Raw genomic sequence first — 16,007 nt, forward strand, 5'->3', positions numbered from 1 at the left:
TCTTCTTAAACCAATTCCTAAGGGATGGAATATTTAATGGTTTGAAATTCCGATGTTTGGACTATTCGACCCCTTGAGGTCATATTTTCCTGTAATTTCGATCTTATAGATCCAGGACCCCTTCAGGGTCTATGAAACTAAAGGAGCACCTCCAATTTTCAGTCTATGAACTACAGGACAACATGGAGCAACCGGCTTTATTCGTTGCCCAGTTGGGCCTCTTCTTAACGAATTCATCGTGTGCATTGAAATACGGATCTGTTATGGCCTTCTGAAGCTTTTCAAATAAGGTATTTTCTCCTTTTTCCAGTTCCTCTATTGCCTGGTGAAGCAGGTAATTCCTAAGGATGAACCGCGGATTGGCTTTTTGCATAAATTTTCGTGAATCTTCTCTGGAAATAGTATTTTTTTTAATCCTTTGAGCGTACTGTCTTATAAGATCCAGAAATGCTGTCTTCAAATTTCCATCCGGAGTTTCATAGAAGCTTTCTGAAAAATGAGATATTACCTGATCTTCTTCCATTCTTTCTATAGGCAGCTCTATAAGCAACTGATAAAAAATAGTCATATCGGGTGTTACACCCGAAAGTACTTTTTCGAAATCTCCGAACATTTTTTTATCCTCTTCGGTTACTTCATCAAGCCCCAGCTTTCTGCCCATCATTGCGTAATATTTATCCCAGAAGATGGATTCATAGCTTCGCAATGCTTCTTCCAGTTCATCGGTTTCGTCATTAAAGAGTGGTAAGAGCGCGCTTGCCAGTTTTCCTAAGTTCCAGTATCCTATCGACGGCTGATTTCCAAAAGCGTATCTCCTGCCGGGAAGATCGGTGGTATTGGGCGTGAAATTCGGGTCGTAATCATCCAGGAAAGAAAACGGTCCGTAATCTATGGTGCGTCCAAGGATTGACATATTATCTGTATTCATAACGCCATGGACAAAACCTACCCGTTGCCACTCCACTATCATAAAGGCAGTTTTTTCGACTACTTCTTTATACCATTCTATGATCTTATTTTCTCCTGAAAGGTGTGGATAAAAATTCTCTATAGTCCAGTCGGTGAGCTGTCTTAGATGATCGTATTCTTTAGCTGCAGCAAGCATTTCGTAGCTTCCGAAGCGCAGGAAACTCGGCGAGGTGCGTAAAACAATAGCTCCCGGTTCGTACTCGGGATTTCCATTGTAAAACATATCCCTTAAGATTTGGTCTCCGGTGGTGACAAGGCTTAATGCACGGGTGGTGGGCACCCCTAAATAGTGCATTGCTTCACTCATAAGATATTCCCTTACAGAAGATCTTAAAACAGCTCTCCCGTCGGCTCTTCTCGAATAGGCAGTCGGTCCGGCTCCTTTCAGTTGGAATTCCCAGGTTTCAGATTCAGTTTCCCATTCACCAAGGGTGATTGCCCGTCCATCTCCCAATTGCCCGGCCCAGTTTCCAAATTGATGACCGGCATACCGGGCAGCATAAGGAGCCATCGAAGGGGTGACTTTATTTCCGGCTAATATTTTCAAATCTTCTTCGGTTGGTTTCTCTATTCCGAGTTGTTTTGCGAGATCATTGGACCATGCGAGTAATTTAGGTTCAGAAACTGGGGAAGGATGGGCTTTACTATATAACACATTTGGGGTTTGCCTGGAGGAAAGGTCTCCGCTTTCATCACCTTTGAAACTGGAAACAAACTTATTTAAATATTCTTTTTCACTTACTTTTTTCATTTGCCTGCTTTTACTTATTAATATACCAATTAGTTTTAAGTATGAAAACAATTCGAAAAATAAAACATGCGTTCGTTGCGAGGAGATATTACATGAATATTCTCTGCTGAAAACTTCTTGAATGTAGAAATTTTCTTTCGTTAACTTATTGATAATTACAACATTTAGGGTGTTTGTCTCATTTACTTGTATTTAGTGGAAGCAGCCGTAAGAAAATATTTGGCTTTTTTAACAGCGGTTTAATTGATTGACACTTTTATAGTTAAACCTAAATTAAAAAGTTTCTGTCTTTGAAGAAGAAGATTAATTTTAACCAAAACTAAAAAATAAAACTGTTATGACTTCATATCAAAGCCGAAATCAAATCCTGTCAAAACTGGAACAACTGATCCCGGAACAGGTAGAAGAGTGCAAAGAGTGTGATGAATTACCACAGGCACTTGAAGAATTGATCCTACATAATTTTCAGGCAAAATTTGTCTGTTATAATAAGGAAAAGAATACTGTTGAAGTAGGAGTAGAAGAAAATGATTCTGTCTCCAGCTATCCACGAATCAAAACTCGTTCTTTCCCATTGGAGGAAACGATCTCTTGGGTTACCAAAACCTGTAAGACCGAAGAACAGGACTTAAAATTTTATGGAAGACTTATTGCTGCAAACGGCCATACCAATAGAATTGACGAAGTAGTGCTGGTATAGCATATATTTGCAGGAATTAAGGCTTTTTAAATACAGAACCTTCTGAAAATTTTTCAGAAGGTTTTTTTCTTTTATTTTTTCAGAAGGAATAGGACAACTTTTGAGATGCTTTATCTTTGTCCTCTAATTTGCAAATTCTGAAGAAGTGAATAAGATCCAATATATCATCAATGCTACTAAACTGGAAAAAAACAGTGTTACACATACTGTAAAGCTTCTGGAGGAAGATGCTACCATTCCTTTTATCTCTCGTTACCGGAAGGAAATGACCGGAAATCTGGATGAGGTGCAGATTGGTGAAATAGTCAAATATAAAACCGGATTTGAAGAACTGGATAAGCGGAAAAAAGCTATTCTTAAATCTATTTCTGAACAGGAATCTTTGACTCCAGAACTAGAAGATAAAATTTCTTCCACGTACGACCTCACTCAGCTGGAGGATATTTACCTGCCCTTTAAGAAAAAACGTAAAACCAAAGCCGATACTGCCCGGGAAAATGGATTAGAACCTTTGGCGAAAACCCTAATGGCACAAAACTCCCCCAATTTTAAAGCAGCGGCTTCAAAATTTGTAGGGAAAAAGGTGACTTCTGTTGATGATGCAATTTCAGGAGCAAAAGATATTGTTGCAGAATGGACCAATGAAAATGAGTATGTGCGAAAAAGACTTCGGAATTTGTACCGTCATTCCGCTGAAATTTCGTCCAAAGTGGTGAAGAAAAAAGAAGAGGAGGAGGGAGCTCAGAAATTCAAACAGTATTTTAAATGGCAGGAGCGGTTGAAAAATATTCCTTCCCACCGGCTACTGGCGATGTTAAGAGCAGAAAGTGAAGGATTTGTAAAGGTGAATGTGGGGGTGGAAAAAGAAGAAGCCCTGGAAATCATTAAAGGGATCGTCATCAAAATACAGCATAATTCCTGTACTCCCTTTGTGGAGGAGGCGCTGGAAGATTCCTATAAAAGATTGTTAAACCCTGCGTTGGCCAATGAGGTGCTATCCACTGCCAAAGAACGTGCAGATGAAGATGCCATTAATGTATTTGCAGATAATTTGAAGCAGTTGTTACTTGCACCGCCACTAGGCGAAAAAAAAATTTTGGCGATAGACCCCGGATTTAAATCAGGTTGTAAAGTGGTGTGCCTGGATGAAAAAGGGGATTTGCTGCACAACGAGAATATCTATCCGCATCCGCCGCAGAAGGAAACAACGATGGCGATGAAAAAAGTAAAATCCCTTGTAAATGCATATGGAATTGAAGCCATTTCCATAGGAAACGGAACAGCTTCCCGGGAAACAGAGTTATTTGTCAAGAAAATTCAGTTTGATCGTGATGTGCAGGTTTTTGTAGTGAATGAAGCCGGTGCATCGGTATATTCGGCTTCAAAAATAGCACGGGCCGAATTTCCGTCTTATGATGTGACGGTTCGGGGAGCGGTGTCTATCGGTCGGCGTCTGGCCGATCCTTTGGCAGAGCTGGTAAAAATTGATCCAAAGGCGATTGGAGTAGGGCAGTATCAGCATGATGTGGACCAGACAAAACTTAAAGAGGAGTTGGACAGGGTAGTGGAGAGTTGTGTTAACGGAATAGGAGTGAATGTGAATACTGCCAGTGCGCCTCTTTTGGCTTATGTCTCCGGAATTGGCCCTTCTTTGGCTGAAAATCTGGTGGCTTACAGAAGTGAAAACGGAAGTCTGCATTCTCGAAAAGAACTGCTGAAGGTGCCAAGACTTGGAGCTAAGGCTTTTGAACAGGCAGCGGCTTTCCTTCGCATTTCAGATCCTGAACATCCGCTGGACAATTCTTCTGTGCACCCTGAAAGTTACGGAGTAGTGGAGAAAATGGCTGCCGATCTAAAAGTGGAATTGAAGGAATTGATTGGAAATAAAGAATTGCTCAAAAAAATCAAGCCTGAAAAATATATTTTTGGAAATATAGGTTTGCCGACGTTAAAAGATATTCTTTATGAGCTTGAAAAACCCGGAGTAGATCCTCGAAAATCGGCTAAAGTATTTGAATTTGATCCGAACGTACGGACGATAAAGGACCTAAAGCCCGGAATTAAACTTCCCGGAATTGTCAATAACATCACAAATTTTGGATGTTTTGTCGATATAGGGATTAAGGAAAGCGGACTAGTACATATTTCAAAACTGGCCAATGAATTCGTAAGTGATGTGAATTCAGTGGTGAAATTACACCAGCACGTACAGGTAACAGTTGTGGAAGTAGATGAGAGCCGAAAAAGAATTCAGCTTTCTATGGTAGATTAATTAATTAATTTAATTCTACAGGCTACAGTCTATCAGGTATTCACTATGTCTTCCATGATCATGCTCGCGTGTACCCGTGAATTTTCGATAAACCATTTATGAGTTTCCATGCCTCCGCAAACAACTCCGGCCAGGTAAATTCCCGGTACGTTTGTTTCCATGGTTTCAGGATTGTACTGCGGAATTTTTCTGCCGTCATCAGATAATTCAATGCCGATATTCTTCAGGAAATCGAAATTGGGACGGTATCCGGTAAGGAGCAGAACGAAATCATTTTCCAGAGTTTCTTCTCCTTTTTTAGAAGTAATGATTACTTCATTTTCTTTGATCTCTTTGATATGCGCATTGAAAACAGCCTTTATGCTGCCTTCATCAATCCTGTTATCAATATCGGGTTTTACCCAATATTTTACTCGTTCCCCAATGGCAGGTTTCCGAACGATCATGGTGACATCCCCACCTTTACGATAGATTTCAAGCGCCGCATCTACAGCAGAATTGCTTGCGCCCACCACAATGGTTTTTTGAGTAGCGTAATAATGGGGATCTCCATAATAATGTGAAACCTTCGGAAGGTCTTCCCCAGGAATATTTAGATAATTCGGAATATCATAGAAGCCTGTAGCTAAAATCACATTTTTAGCTGAATAAGTTCTTTTTGTAGTTTTGATCTCATGCAGATTCTTTTCAGAATAAGTCACTTTCTCTACTTTTTCAAACAGCCTGATGTTGAGGTAATTGGAAGTGGTGATCCGTCGGTAATATTCCAGTGCTTCTGCTTTTCTTGGCTTCGGATTATTGCTGATAAACGGAATATTGTCCAATTCCAGCTTTTCTGAAGTAGAGAAAAAAGTCATATTCACCGGATAATTGTAGAGCGAATTGACAAGGCAGCCTTTTTCAAGAATGATATAGGATAAGCCTTTCTTTTCTGCTTCGAGTCCGCAGGCGATCCCAATGGGACCTCCGCCAACAATTACCACATCATATTTTTCTTCAGGATTATGAGTTTGCAAGGAATTTCAAGTTTTTAATGGTTTCAACAGGATCTTCTGCCTTAAATACAAAGCTGCCCGCTACTAACACATCTGCACCGGCTTCATTCAATTCAGCTGCATTTTTGCTCGTCACTCCACCGTCAATTTCAATAATGGCAGAGGAATTATTCCTGTTTATAAGCTCTTTTAACTGTTTAACTTTTTTGTACGTATTTTCAATAAAACTCTGTCCGCCAAAACCGGGATTCACACTCATCACAAGAACAATGTCAATATCGGCAATCACATCTTCCAGCACATTTACCGGTGTATGAGGATTCAGTGCAACTCCGGCTTTCATTCCTTCGGCTTTGATTGCCTGCAGGGTTCTATGCAAATGTGTACAAGCTTCATAATGCACCGTAAGATTATCTGCTCCCAGAGCAGCAAATTCTTTTATATACCTGTCGGGATCAACGATCATAAGGTGAACATCGATCGTTTTGTTTGCGTGCCGGTTAATGGCTTCAAGTACAGGCATTCCATAGGAAATATTTGGAACAAAAACGCCATCCATAATGTCAATATGGAACCAGTCTGCTTCGCTGTTGTTTACCATTTCAATATCTCGTTGAAGATTTGCGAAGTCTGCTGCCAGGATAGAAGGGGCAATGAGTTTTGTTGTCATAAATGTTGTGTCGTGAATATGAAGTAAAAATAACAAGAATAAATGAATCCCTTTCCATTGGTTTCATGAAGTGTTGAAATTTCCGGTGGAACCATAAGTTTCTGTAAAAGGGGTTGATTTAACTTTTGGAAAATGTTATCTTGATAACACTTGCAAAATAATGTAGAATCGTTTAACTTATATTAAATATGGAAGTAGAAAACGAACCTAAAAAAGAAAAAAGTTACGGAAGGGCAGGATGCTTAATTGCTGTTGCAATACTCGTTATAATTATTATTCTTATCGTTACCGGCTTAATAAATATTCCAGAAATGACCTGATAGGACGAATTTGTGTTGACGCTATTTTATTCCTTCCGTAAATTTATTGAGAATATATTTTACAGAACTTTGAATGGAGGGGTTTAGGAGGCGTATTTGGCTGAAGTACGAATCAATATCATTAGTATGGTAACGATCGTCTAGAGAAATAAAATCAGCTTCGTAATTATCAAATTTTACCTCTGAAACTTCCTTCTGAAAAATGGTAATAATATTATGATGTCTCTTGTCAGCTTTAATTCTTTCGAAGAGCTCTTTCAGAAGATTTTCTTCACCTTCTAAAACCTGAAAGAAATTGCCCTGGGAAAATAACAGAATTCCGGTAATAACGTGGTTGTTATTCCAGTTTTTGCTGTAGTCTAAAGTTGTCTGTATTTGATTTTTAGTAAGTTCAGGATTGGCAGTACTTACATAGCTTATAGCGTATCGCATATAATTTATAAAATTTGCTACAAAAATATATTATTTCAAAAACACCAAAAGTGCTTTAACAGGAATTTAGCTACAACTTAATTAAGTAAAAAAAATGAACCCCGGTGATCAGCCGGGGTTCTTTCATCAATCAAAAAACGAACAGTTATGTACGTCCCGGTCATCACTCCGGAGCTAAAACTGTTGTCATCTTTATCCCAGATAAGTTTTTAAGATCTTACTTCTGGAGGTATGTTTTAATCTTCTAATTGCTTTTTCTTTGATTTGACGTACTCGTTCTCTGGTTAGATCAAAAGTCTCGCCAATTTCTTCTAACGTCATAGGATGTTGATCTCCCAATCCAAAGTACAAACGAATCACATCTGCTTCACGCGGAGTTAAAGTTTCCAATGCTCTTTCAATCTCTGTACGTAAAGATTCGTGTAGCAACTCCCTGTCTGGGTTTGGAGATTCTCCCGAACGTAAAACGTCATACAGGTTTGAATCTTCTCCTTCAACCAATGGCGCATCCATAGATACGTGACGCCCGGAATTCTTCATGGATTCCTTCACATCATTGATGGTCATATCAAGTTCTTTTGCGATCTCTTCGGCACTTGGCGGACGCTCATGTGACTGCTCAAGGAAAGCAAAAGTTTTGTTGATCTTGTTAATGGAACCAATTTTGTTCAATGGTAAACGAACAATACGGGACTGCTCTGCCAAAGCCTGAAGAATAGATTGACGAATCCACCAAACAGCGTAGGAGATAAATTTAAATCCACGTGTTTCATCAAAACGCTTTGCAGCTTTAATTAATCCTAAGTTTCCTTCGTTGATAAGATCGGGAAGTGTTAATCCCTGATTTTGATATTGTTTTGCCACAGATACCACAAAACGTAAGTTAGCTTTTGTAAGTTTCTCCAGTGCACGGTCATCACCCGCTTTTATTCTTTGTGCTAATTCTACCTCTTCATCAGCGGTAATTAAATCAACTTTACCAATTTCTTGCAAATACTTATCCAGCGAAGCAGTTTCACGGTTCGTTACCTGCTTCGTAATTTTAAGTTGTCTCATCTATCGTCTCCTTGGAATTTAATTGTGAATGACTCTTGTACTAAGTTATACGTACAGAGTCGGAAAAATGTTACAGAAATAACAGAAATTAAATTCTAATTTTAAAAATGATTTAATTCAGCTTGCTTTTCCTGCGTCTATTTTAAACGTAATAATCCGGATTTTATGCATAAAAAATGCCCCGGAAAATTATTTTCCGGGGCATTTGGAATGCAATAAGAAACTTTTAGTCGTTCCTGTTGTTATCTCTAGATCCCCTATTGTCGCGGCTGCGATTGTCTCTTGAACCTCTGTTATCACGACCTCTGTCGTTGCGGTCATTGTTGTCTCTTGGCGGCCTTGCCTGGTAACCTTCCGGTTTATCAAGTAAAGCTTTTCGAGAAACTTTTTCCTTTCGGGTTTTTGGATCTACTCCAAAATACTTCACATCTATAACGTCTCCAATATTTACAACATCGGTTACATTATCCGTACGATCCCATGCAAGTTCAGAAATGTGTAATAGAACTTCGTTTCCGGGAGCATCTACATATTCCACCACGGCACCAAAATCAAGGACTTTAATAACTTTTACTTCGTAAACACTTCCTTTTTCAGGCTTGAAAAGGAGAGAGTCTATCTTCGCAAGAACCTTATCGATTCCTTCTTGATTTGTTCCCAGAATTTCTACCACTCCCTGTTCGTCAACCTCGTTGATCACGATCTCGGTTCCGGTAGTTTTCTGTAGTTCCTGGATTACTTTTCCTCCTGGACCTATTAATGCACCAATAAATTCACCAGGAATAGTTCTTGTGATGATTTTTGGAGCATGAGCTTTTACGCCGGTATTAGGTTGAGAAATAGTTTCTTCTATTTTATCAAGAATATGAAGTCTTCCTTCTCTAGCCTGTTTAAGAGCTTTTACAAGAATCTCATAAGAAAGACCCTTTACTTTAATATCCATTTGACAGGCGGTGATCCCGTCTCTTGTTCCGGTTACTTTGAAGTCCATGTCTCCCAAAGCATCCTCATCTCCTAAAATGTCAGAAAGTACTGCGAAATCTTCTCCCTGGGAAATTAATCCCATGGCGATTCCTGAAACCGGTTTCTTAATCTGTACGCCGGCATCCATAAGGGCCATTGTACCGGCACAAACCGTAGCCATAGAAGAAGATCCGTTAGATTCTAATACTTCAGAAACAATTCTTACTGTATAAGGATTTTCTGAAGGGATCATATTTTTAAGGGCACGTTGTGCCAGGTTTCCATGTCCTATCTCCCGTCGTGAAGTACCTCTTAAAGGGTAAGCTTCTCCTGTGGAGAAAGGGGGGAAGTTGTAATGCAGATAGAAAGTTTCTTCTCCCTGGTATGTTGGCAGGTCAACCTGGTTGGCTTCTCTCGAAGTTCCAAGTGTAACGGTGGCCAACGCCTGAGTTTCACCTCTGGTAAATAAAGCTGAACCGTGGGTAGAAGGTAAGTATGCAACTTCTGACCAGATTGGTCGAATTTCATTTGTTTTTCTTCCGTCAAGACGAACACCTTCTTTTAAAGTTAAGTCTCTAATTGCAGCTTTCTGAGTTTCCTTGTAGTAACGGGAGATCATTGCTCCGTTTTCTTCCAGTTCTTCTTCAGAAAATAATGCTTTTACCTCTTCTTTTATTTCAGAAAAAGCAGCACTACGGTCATGTTTCGCTTTAGCATCTTTAGCAGTATCATAAATCTTTTGGTATGCAGCTTCTCGAACCTTTTCCCTTATGCTTTCGTCATCTTTCGATGTTTCATACTCACGAGGCTCTTTTTTTCCGAAAGCTTCAGCAAGTCTTATTTGGGCGTCAATCTGAATTTTAATGGACTCATGTGCAAATTTAATAGCTTCTGCCATTTCTTCTTCGCTACACTCGATCATTTCCCCTTCCACCATCATAACAGAATCTGCAGAAGCACCAACGATCATATCTATATCGGCTTCAGCAAGTTGTGAGCGGCTTGGATTGATCACGAATTCACCATTAATACGCGCTACTCTGGCTTCAGAAATAGGGGTTTCGAAAGGAATGTCAGATAATTGGATTGCGGCAGATGCTGCAAGACCGGCCAATGCATCGGGCATTACCTCTTCGTCATGCGACATCAACTGGATCATTACCTGAGTCTCAAATTTATAATCTGAAGGGAATAATGGTCTTAATACCCTATCCACTAATCTCATTACAAGAATTTCTTCTGTACTTGGACGTGCTTCTCTCTTAAAGAAACCTCCGGGGTAGCGACCTGCAGCTGCAAATTTCTCTCTGTAGTCCAGCGTTAACGGAAAGAAATCCATTGTGGTGGGGGTGTGAGAAGAAACTACCGTACATAGCATAACGGCATTTCCCATTCTTAGCTCTACAGATCCATGCGCCTGTTTTGCCAGTTTTCCGGTTTCGAGGGAAATGGTTCTTCCATCTCCTAGATCGATAACCTCTTTAAATGTTTTTGGAATCATAAGTTTTTAATTCTTACCTGCCGGTGGCAGGTGTTGTTAAACAATGGTCTCCCATCATACAGGATGGGCCTGGTTGTTGTGTTGTGTGTTGTTGTAAGACCAATGAAAAACCGCCTTTTTAGCAAGTAACTTAGTAATGGTTACGAACCTTGGGGAGACATTTATTTTTAATTGCTCCTGAAATACCGATAGCTATCGGAACAGGTAAAAATTTACATAGATTTTAATTCAGGAAAAAAGAAAAAATCATTAAAATTTTAAAAACAGGAAATTAACCTGAAATCTACAGATAAAAAAAAGGGGCGCGAGGCCCCTTAATTATTTATTTTCTTAATCCTAATTCTTTAACGATGGCACGATATCTCAAGATATCCTTCTTCATTAAATAATCCAAAAGACTTCTTCTTTTACCTACCAGTTTTACCAGTGAGCGCTCAGTATTGAAATCCTGACGATTATTTTTTAAATGTTGGGTTAAGTGTTCAATTCGGTGAGTGAACAATGCGATTTGCCCTTCAGCAGATCCTGTATCATTCTTTCCTTTACCGTGCTTTGCAAAAAGTTCTTGTTTTGCGTCTTTAGTTAAATACATTCCAATATTAATTTTAATGATTTTTATGTATATGACAGCTTTTCTGCCAAGCGGCAAATATAATACTTTCCTGAATAATTTTTAACCCTGAAAGGCTTTTATTTTATAAATTGCTAAAAACCAGTTATTGTAAGAGCTAAGCTCTTACAGGCTGATTCTGAATAAGGTCGATATAAAGGTTTATCTTATCTTTTAATTCAGATCTTTTTGTGATAAAGTCCAGAAATCCGTGTTCTTTTAGGAATTCTGAAGTCTGGAAATCTTCCGGAAGATCTTTTCCAGTGGTGTCTTTTACCACCCTTGGGCCGGCAAATCCTATCAGAGCCCCAGGTTCAGCAATGTTGATGTCTCCCAGCATTGCAAAAGATGCCGTGGTTCCACCGGTGGTTGGATCTGTACACAGAGAGATGTATGGAATTCGTGCATCTGCCAGTTGCGCCAGTTTTGCCGATGTTTTTGCTAACTGCATAAGGGAAAGTGCTGCTTCCATCATTCTCGCGCCGCCAGATTTTGAGATTACCATAAGCGGAAGTTTATGTTCCAAAGCATAATCTGCTGCACGGGCAATTTTTTCCCCTACCACAGATCCCATGGAGCCTCCAATGAATTTGAAATCCATACAGGCAATTACTAACTCGCTGCCTTTGGATTTTCCAACTGCAGTTCTAACCGCGTCTTTTAATCCTGTTTGTTTCTGTGCTGCTTCAAGCCTGTCGGTATATTTTTTGGTGTCCTCAAAGTTAAGAGGGTCTTTAGAGGTTAGATCCTTGTCCAATTCTTTGAACTCATTGTTGTCAAAAAGGATCTTGAAATATTCTGTACTTCCTATTCTTACATGATACCCATCTTCCGGACTCACATAAAAATTCTTCTCCAATTGTTCTGCGTCAACAATTTTACCGGTAGGGGATTTGTACCATAAACCTTTTGGTACATCCTTTTTATCTTCGGTAGCTGTTTGTATACCTTTTTGTGTTCTTCTAAACCAAGCCATATATGTTGGATGTTTTCTGATTCAGGAGTGGATAAATCTCCTCTTCCTGATAAATAAAAATTTCAGGCTGAAAATCAATATAAGGAATTTTCAGCCTGAAGGATGTTTTATAGAGTATTTACGTTATTAAGGTCTTCAAAAGCCTTTTTAAGTCGAGTTTTAAAAGTAAGTTCTCCTTCTCTTACCCATCTGCGAGGATCGTAGTATTTCTTGTTGGGACTATCATCTCCTTCAGGATTACCGATTTGAGCTGCAAGATAAGCAGTTTTTTCTGCCATGTAATCTCTAATCCCTTCCAGGTAAGCATACTGAAGATCTGTATCAATATTCATTTTGATAGCTCCATATCCGATTGCTTCGCGAATTTCTTCTACAGTAGAACCACTTCCGCCGTGGAAAACAAAGTCAATACTATTTTCACCAACTCCGTATTTCTTAGAAACATAATCCTGGGAATTCTTCAGGATCTTTGGAGTAAGCTTTACGTTACCCGGTTTGTAAACTCCATGAACATTTCCAAAGGCAGCAGCGATAGTGAACTGGTCACTAACTTTGCTTAGCTCTTCATAAGCATAGGCTACTTCTTCTGGCTGCGTGTATAATTTTGACGAATCAATGTCTGTATTGTCCACTCCGTCTTCTTCACCTCCTGTTACACCAAGTTCTATCTCCAGGGTCATTCCCATTTTGCTCATTCGCTCAAGGTATTTTTTGGATATTTCGATGTTTTCTTCAAGAGATTCTTCAGAAAGATCGATCATGTGTGAACTAAATAATGGTTTTCCTGTTTCTTTATAAAAAGCTTCACCGGCATCCAACAAGCCATCGATCCATGGGAGTAATTTTTTGGCTGCATGGTCTGTATGCAAAATTACCGTTGCACCATAGGCTTCTGCCAGGGAGTGTACGTGTTTTGCTCCCGCCACGCCTCCTGCGATTGCGGCTCTCTGGTTTTCATTGGAAAGGCCTTTTCCAGCGTTGAAATGGGCACCTCCGTTTGAGAATTGAATAATTACAGGCGATTTCAGCTCGGCTGCAGTTTCTAAAACCGCGTTGATACTGCTAGATCCAATAACATTCACAGCAGGTAAAGCAAAGTTTTTGCTTTTTGCATATTTGAATATTTCCTGTACTTCTTTTCCGGTGGCTACACCAGGTTTTATGTTGTGATTCATACCTAAGATTTTGAATAACAAAAATAAGAAAATTTGTTGGCTTAAAAAGGATAATTGATTCCTACATTGAAAACCGTTTTAGAAAAGTTCCAGTCTTTGAACCATCTATCGCCTTCTTCTCTGGCGGGATTATAGGTTTTAAATCCTAAATCGAACCTTAGTACGAAAAAATCAAAATCATATCTGAACCCCACTCCAGATCCTACTGCGATGTCCTGAAGGTCTTGCAGGGAGGTGAAGGTGGATGCTTCTTCTTCTACTATATCCAAAACATTCCATATATTTCCTGCATCAATAAAAAGAGCACTATTAAGATCTCCAAGTAATGGGAAACGATATTCGGCACTAAATGCCAGTTTTAAATTTGCTTCATTAAATTCATTTCGTCCCCCACTGCTCCCGGGACCTAAAGAATATGGCTGCCACGCCCTGTTGTCGTTGGGACCTCCTCCAAAGAAACTACGGGTAAATGGAATGCTGTTGGAATTTCCATAGGGTATTGCAATTCCTCCAAAGGTGCGGATTGCAAATACGTTATTTCTTCCCAGGTCCCAGTGTTTGATATAGTCAATCTCTGTTTTAATGTACTGAGAAAAGTTTACCCCGAAGATATTATAACGACCATCTTCAGATTTATCGACGTTTGCGATCTTTGAAATTCCTGAAAGAAAGTTACCCGCACTTTCGAGCTTCACGCGTAGCCTGGAAAAATCTTCATCATAAATATCTTCTTTCCGGTTGATGATATATGAAAAATTAGTGGCGAAAATCAGGTTGTCTTCTGTTAGTCTGTTTTTCCTTTCTCTGATATCATTCAGGTTTTGAGTCTGATTTTCAGTAAGGTTAAAACCTCCAGCACGGGAATCCTGTAAAAAATTGTTTGCTCCTTCAGGAATTATAAGACGTTGGTTCCCGGCATTGTCTACAGGCGTAAAATAACTATCGTTTGCAATAACATTTTCTGAAGTCGCTATTTGATTAAGTTCCTGAAAAGAGTTGCGATACACATTGAAATAATTATCTGTATTCAAATTTCGTACGTACTGGATGTTGAGTAAATCCAGTTGGTGTGTAAGAATATCTGAAGGAGACCATCTGTAATTCATGATGGCTGTGAGGTTCTGCTTATCCAGACCAATGTTGGTTTGGGTATTTGCACCCAGGCTAAAGGAGGTAAAAGGGTACATGTATTTTGGGATAAACCCTTCAGTGGAAATGGGAAAAAAAATTCGGGGAAGCGTAAGTTTAATATCAGTTCCCAATTCTGTTATGTCGAAAAACTGATCATTATTTCCTGTTACTGCTGCATCTTTTGAAGAGCCAATGCTTCCACGTGCGGAGATTTCCAGGATCTCTGCTCTTCTAAAAATATTTCTGATTAGCAGTGAGCCTCCAAAACCAATTCCGAATTTTTGAATATTACTTTGAGAAACGTCAAATTCAAAGCCAAGAGAATATTTTGATCTTGGCGTAAGAAAAATATTGGCTATGAGGTTCGTATTAGTAGTATCTGCGGGATCGGGGATGTATTGAATATTGGGATATCTGAAAACCCCCAGTTGATTTATCCGATTATAAGTGAGACTACGGTCATTATCTGCATAAATGCTGCCTGGAGAGATGAAAATTGCATCTGTCAATGCCTGCGATCTGTAATGTATCTCCTCGAATCCATAAATGTCATAACCTTCGTGTGACGTGGTGTCTGTAACAGGACGATTTCTGTTTTCAAAGGTATAATCAGGGAAAATATTTACATGACTTATTTTGTGAACCTTGAATGGCACCCGGGTATTTACTCCATCTACAATTGCTTCCCGGTTTTGAATAATGACGGTTGAATTTACTTTTTTGTCTGTTTCAACAGTATCGGCTTCAAAAGTTAAATATTCCTGCTCGAAATCATAAAGGCCATTATTTCTGAAAAGTGTAGTAAGCCGTTCCCGTTCTGCACTAAAATCAGCAGTAGTGTATCGAAGTCCGGATTTAATACGGGATTCATTCTTGTGTATTCGATAAATGGAATCGGCTGCCCGGGAAGCGATGCGGGTATTTACTGAATCGATAATATACGGCTGGCGTGGATTCACGTAATATTCTACTTTCGCTCGCTGGTTTTTCTGGGGAAGAATTTCATAAGAAGTTTCTGCATCAAACCAACCCTGATTCCAGTACCAGGTCCTTAATCTTTCAGCAGACCGTTCTGTCCTGCTTTCCTGTACAATGGATGGAGTCTCTCCTACTTCCTGTAGCCATTCGTTAATATTTATATAAGAATTTCCCAGTCTTTCAACCTGTTTTTCAGAAAGTAAGTTTATTAACCGCTCTTCTCTTTCAGGTTTTTTTGTCAGCCAATGGTTAAAAGTAGAATCGGGCGTCTGGTCTGCGAGGTTGTATATATGCAATTGCAAAGGGAATCCCAGCAAGGAACTGTTAGGTTTTTGGCTGAGTTGATTGTATAAACGGTTTTCATAAGCTTCTTCTCCGTTAACAAAAATAGTGTTGTCAGAAAGTAAAAACTCATCATTTTCAACTCTTTTAACTGCGTTACAGGAAGAAAATAAGATGAGCGTTAAAAGAATTAATGATATTTTTGCCGAAATGCTTTTCAAATAAT

General features: G+C 39.3%; 13 protein-coding genes. 3 read left to right on the top strand and 10 right to left on the bottom strand.

Features of this window, described 5'->3' with window-relative positions:
• Positions 1 to 163: 163 nt before the first annotated feature.
• The gene (locus IE056_RS02990; RefSeq protein WP_189603165.1) at positions 164 to 1,720 is read right to left on the bottom strand and encodes a protein adenylyltransferase SelO; all 1,557 of its coding nucleotides are present in this window, start codon (positions 1,718 to 1,720) and stop codon (positions 164 to 166) included.
• Between the two features lie 337 nt (positions 1,721 to 2,057).
• Between IE056_RS02990 and IE056_RS02995 the strand changes: the two genes are divergently transcribed.
• Together IE056_RS02995 and IE056_RS03000 are read left to right on the top strand one after the other, a co-directional pair.
• Positions 2,058 to 2,420, top strand: a complete 363-nt coding sequence (locus IE056_RS02995; RefSeq protein WP_189603167.1) for a hypothetical protein — start codon at positions 2,058 to 2,060, stop codon at positions 2,418 to 2,420.
• Positions 2,421 to 2,565: 145 nt separating this feature from the next.
• Complete coding sequence (locus IE056_RS03000; protein WP_189603169.1) at positions 2,566 to 4,692, top strand: Tex family protein; 2,127 nt, start codon at positions 2,566 to 2,568, stop codon at positions 4,690 to 4,692.
• A gap of 32 nt (positions 4,693 to 4,724) precedes the next feature.
• Here IE056_RS03000 and IE056_RS03005 read toward each other — a convergent pair whose 3' ends face one another.
• Both IE056_RS03005 and rpe read right to left on the bottom strand, forming a co-directional pair.
• Positions 4,725 to 5,708, bottom strand: a complete 984-nt coding sequence (locus tag IE056_RS03005) for a YpdA family putative bacillithiol disulfide reductase (protein WP_189603171.1) — start codon at positions 5,706 to 5,708, stop codon at positions 4,725 to 4,727.
• A complete protein-coding gene (gene rpe, locus IE056_RS03010) occupies positions 5,695 to 6,357 on the bottom strand; it encodes a ribulose-phosphate 3-epimerase (protein WP_189603173.1) in 663 nt (220 codons plus the stop codon). Before rpe ends, IE056_RS03005 begins: the two co-directional genes overlap by 14 nt.
• Positions 6,358 to 6,545: 188 nt before the next feature.
• On the opposite strand from rpe, the gene IE056_RS18575 reads away from it, so the two are divergent.
• Complete coding sequence (locus IE056_RS18575) at positions 6,546 to 6,677, top strand: hypothetical protein (protein WP_262891435.1); 132 nt, start codon at positions 6,546 to 6,548, stop codon at positions 6,675 to 6,677.
• Between the two features lie 21 nt (positions 6,678 to 6,698).
• Here IE056_RS18575 and IE056_RS03015 read toward each other — a convergent pair whose 3' ends face one another.
• The 7 genes from IE056_RS03015 to tamL form a co-directional block, all read right to left on the bottom strand.
• The gene (locus IE056_RS03015; RefSeq protein ID WP_189603174.1) at positions 6,699 to 7,109 is read right to left on the bottom strand and encodes a BLUF domain-containing protein; all 411 of its coding nucleotides are present in this window, start codon (positions 7,107 to 7,109) and stop codon (positions 6,699 to 6,701) included.
• Positions 7,110 to 7,301: 192 nt separating this feature from the next.
• Positions 7,302 to 8,165 carry a sigma-70 family RNA polymerase sigma factor gene (locus IE056_RS03020; protein WP_029035204.1) on the bottom strand — a complete coding sequence of 288 codons (864 nt, stop codon included), beginning with the start codon at positions 8,163 to 8,165 and terminating at the stop codon, positions 7,302 to 7,304.
• A gap of 226 nt (positions 8,166 to 8,391) precedes the next feature.
• Positions 8,392 to 10,629, bottom strand: a complete 2,238-nt coding sequence (locus IE056_RS03025; RefSeq protein ID WP_189603176.1) for a polyribonucleotide nucleotidyltransferase — start codon at positions 10,627 to 10,629, stop codon at positions 8,392 to 8,394.
• Positions 10,630 to 10,951: 322 nt separating this feature from the next.
• Entirely contained in the window at positions 10,952 to 11,221 is a 270-nt protein-coding gene (gene rpsO, locus IE056_RS03030) for a 30S ribosomal protein S15 (RefSeq protein ID WP_189603183.1), read from the bottom strand.
• Positions 11,222 to 11,357: 136 nt separating this feature from the next.
• Positions 11,358 to 12,215, bottom strand: a complete 858-nt coding sequence (gene accD, locus IE056_RS03035) for an acetyl-CoA carboxylase, carboxyltransferase subunit beta (RefSeq protein ID WP_189603185.1) — start codon at positions 12,213 to 12,215, stop codon at positions 11,358 to 11,360.
• A gap of 107 nt (positions 12,216 to 12,322) precedes the next feature.
• Positions 12,323 to 13,390 (bottom strand): class II fructose-bisphosphate aldolase, encoded by a 1,068-nt coding sequence (gene fbaA / locus IE056_RS03040; protein WP_189603187.1) that lies wholly within the window; start codon positions 13,388 to 13,390, stop codon positions 12,323 to 12,325.
• A gap of 41 nt (positions 13,391 to 13,431) precedes the next feature.
• Positions 13,432 to 16,002 carry a translocation and assembly module lipoprotein TamL gene (tamL, locus tag IE056_RS03045; RefSeq protein ID WP_189603188.1) on the bottom strand — a complete coding sequence of 857 codons (2,571 nt, stop codon included), beginning with the start codon at positions 16,000 to 16,002 and terminating at the stop codon, positions 13,432 to 13,434.
• Positions 16,003 to 16,007: the final 5 nt, after the last annotated feature.

It is taken from the genome of Salinimicrobium marinum, assembly GCF_014651535.1.
GTDB classification, from domain to species: Bacteria; Bacteroidota; Bacteroidia; order Flavobacteriales; family Flavobacteriaceae; genus Salinimicrobium; species Salinimicrobium marinum.

Coding starts and splice junctions, on each gene's coding strand:
- rpe (WP_189603173.1), bottom strand. CDS start 6,357: ATGACAACAAAACTCATTGCCCCTTCTATCCTGGCAGCAGACTTCGCA.
- fbaA (WP_189603187.1), bottom strand. CDS start 13,390: ATGAATCACAACATAAAACCTGGTGTAGCCACCGGAAAAGAAGTACAG.
- IE056_RS03025 (WP_189603176.1), bottom strand. CDS start 10,629: ATGATTCCAAAAACATTTAAAGAGGTTATCGATCTAGGAGATGGAAGA.
- IE056_RS02990 (WP_189603165.1), bottom strand. CDS start 1,720: ATGAAAAAAGTAAGTGAAAAAGAATATTTAAATAAGTTTGTTTCCAGT.
- IE056_RS03015 (WP_189603174.1), bottom strand. CDS start 7,109: ATGCGATACGCTATAAGCTATGTAAGTACTGCCAATCCTGAACTTACT.
- IE056_RS02995 (WP_189603167.1), top strand. CDS start 2,058: ATGACTTCATATCAAAGCCGAAATCAAATCCTGTCAAAACTGGAACAA.
- accD (WP_189603185.1), bottom strand. CDS start 12,215: ATGGCTTGGTTTAGAAGAACACAAAAAGGTATACAAACAGCTACCGAA.
- rpsO (WP_189603183.1), bottom strand. CDS start 11,221: ATGTATTTAACTAAAGACGCAAAACAAGAACTTTTTGCAAAGCACGGT.
- IE056_RS18575 (WP_262891435.1), top strand. CDS start 6,546: ATGGAAGTAGAAAACGAACCTAAAAAAGAAAAAAGTTACGGAAGGGCA.
- IE056_RS03020 (WP_029035204.1), bottom strand. CDS start 8,165: ATGAGACAACTTAAAATTACGAAGCAGGTAACGAACCGTGAAACTGCT.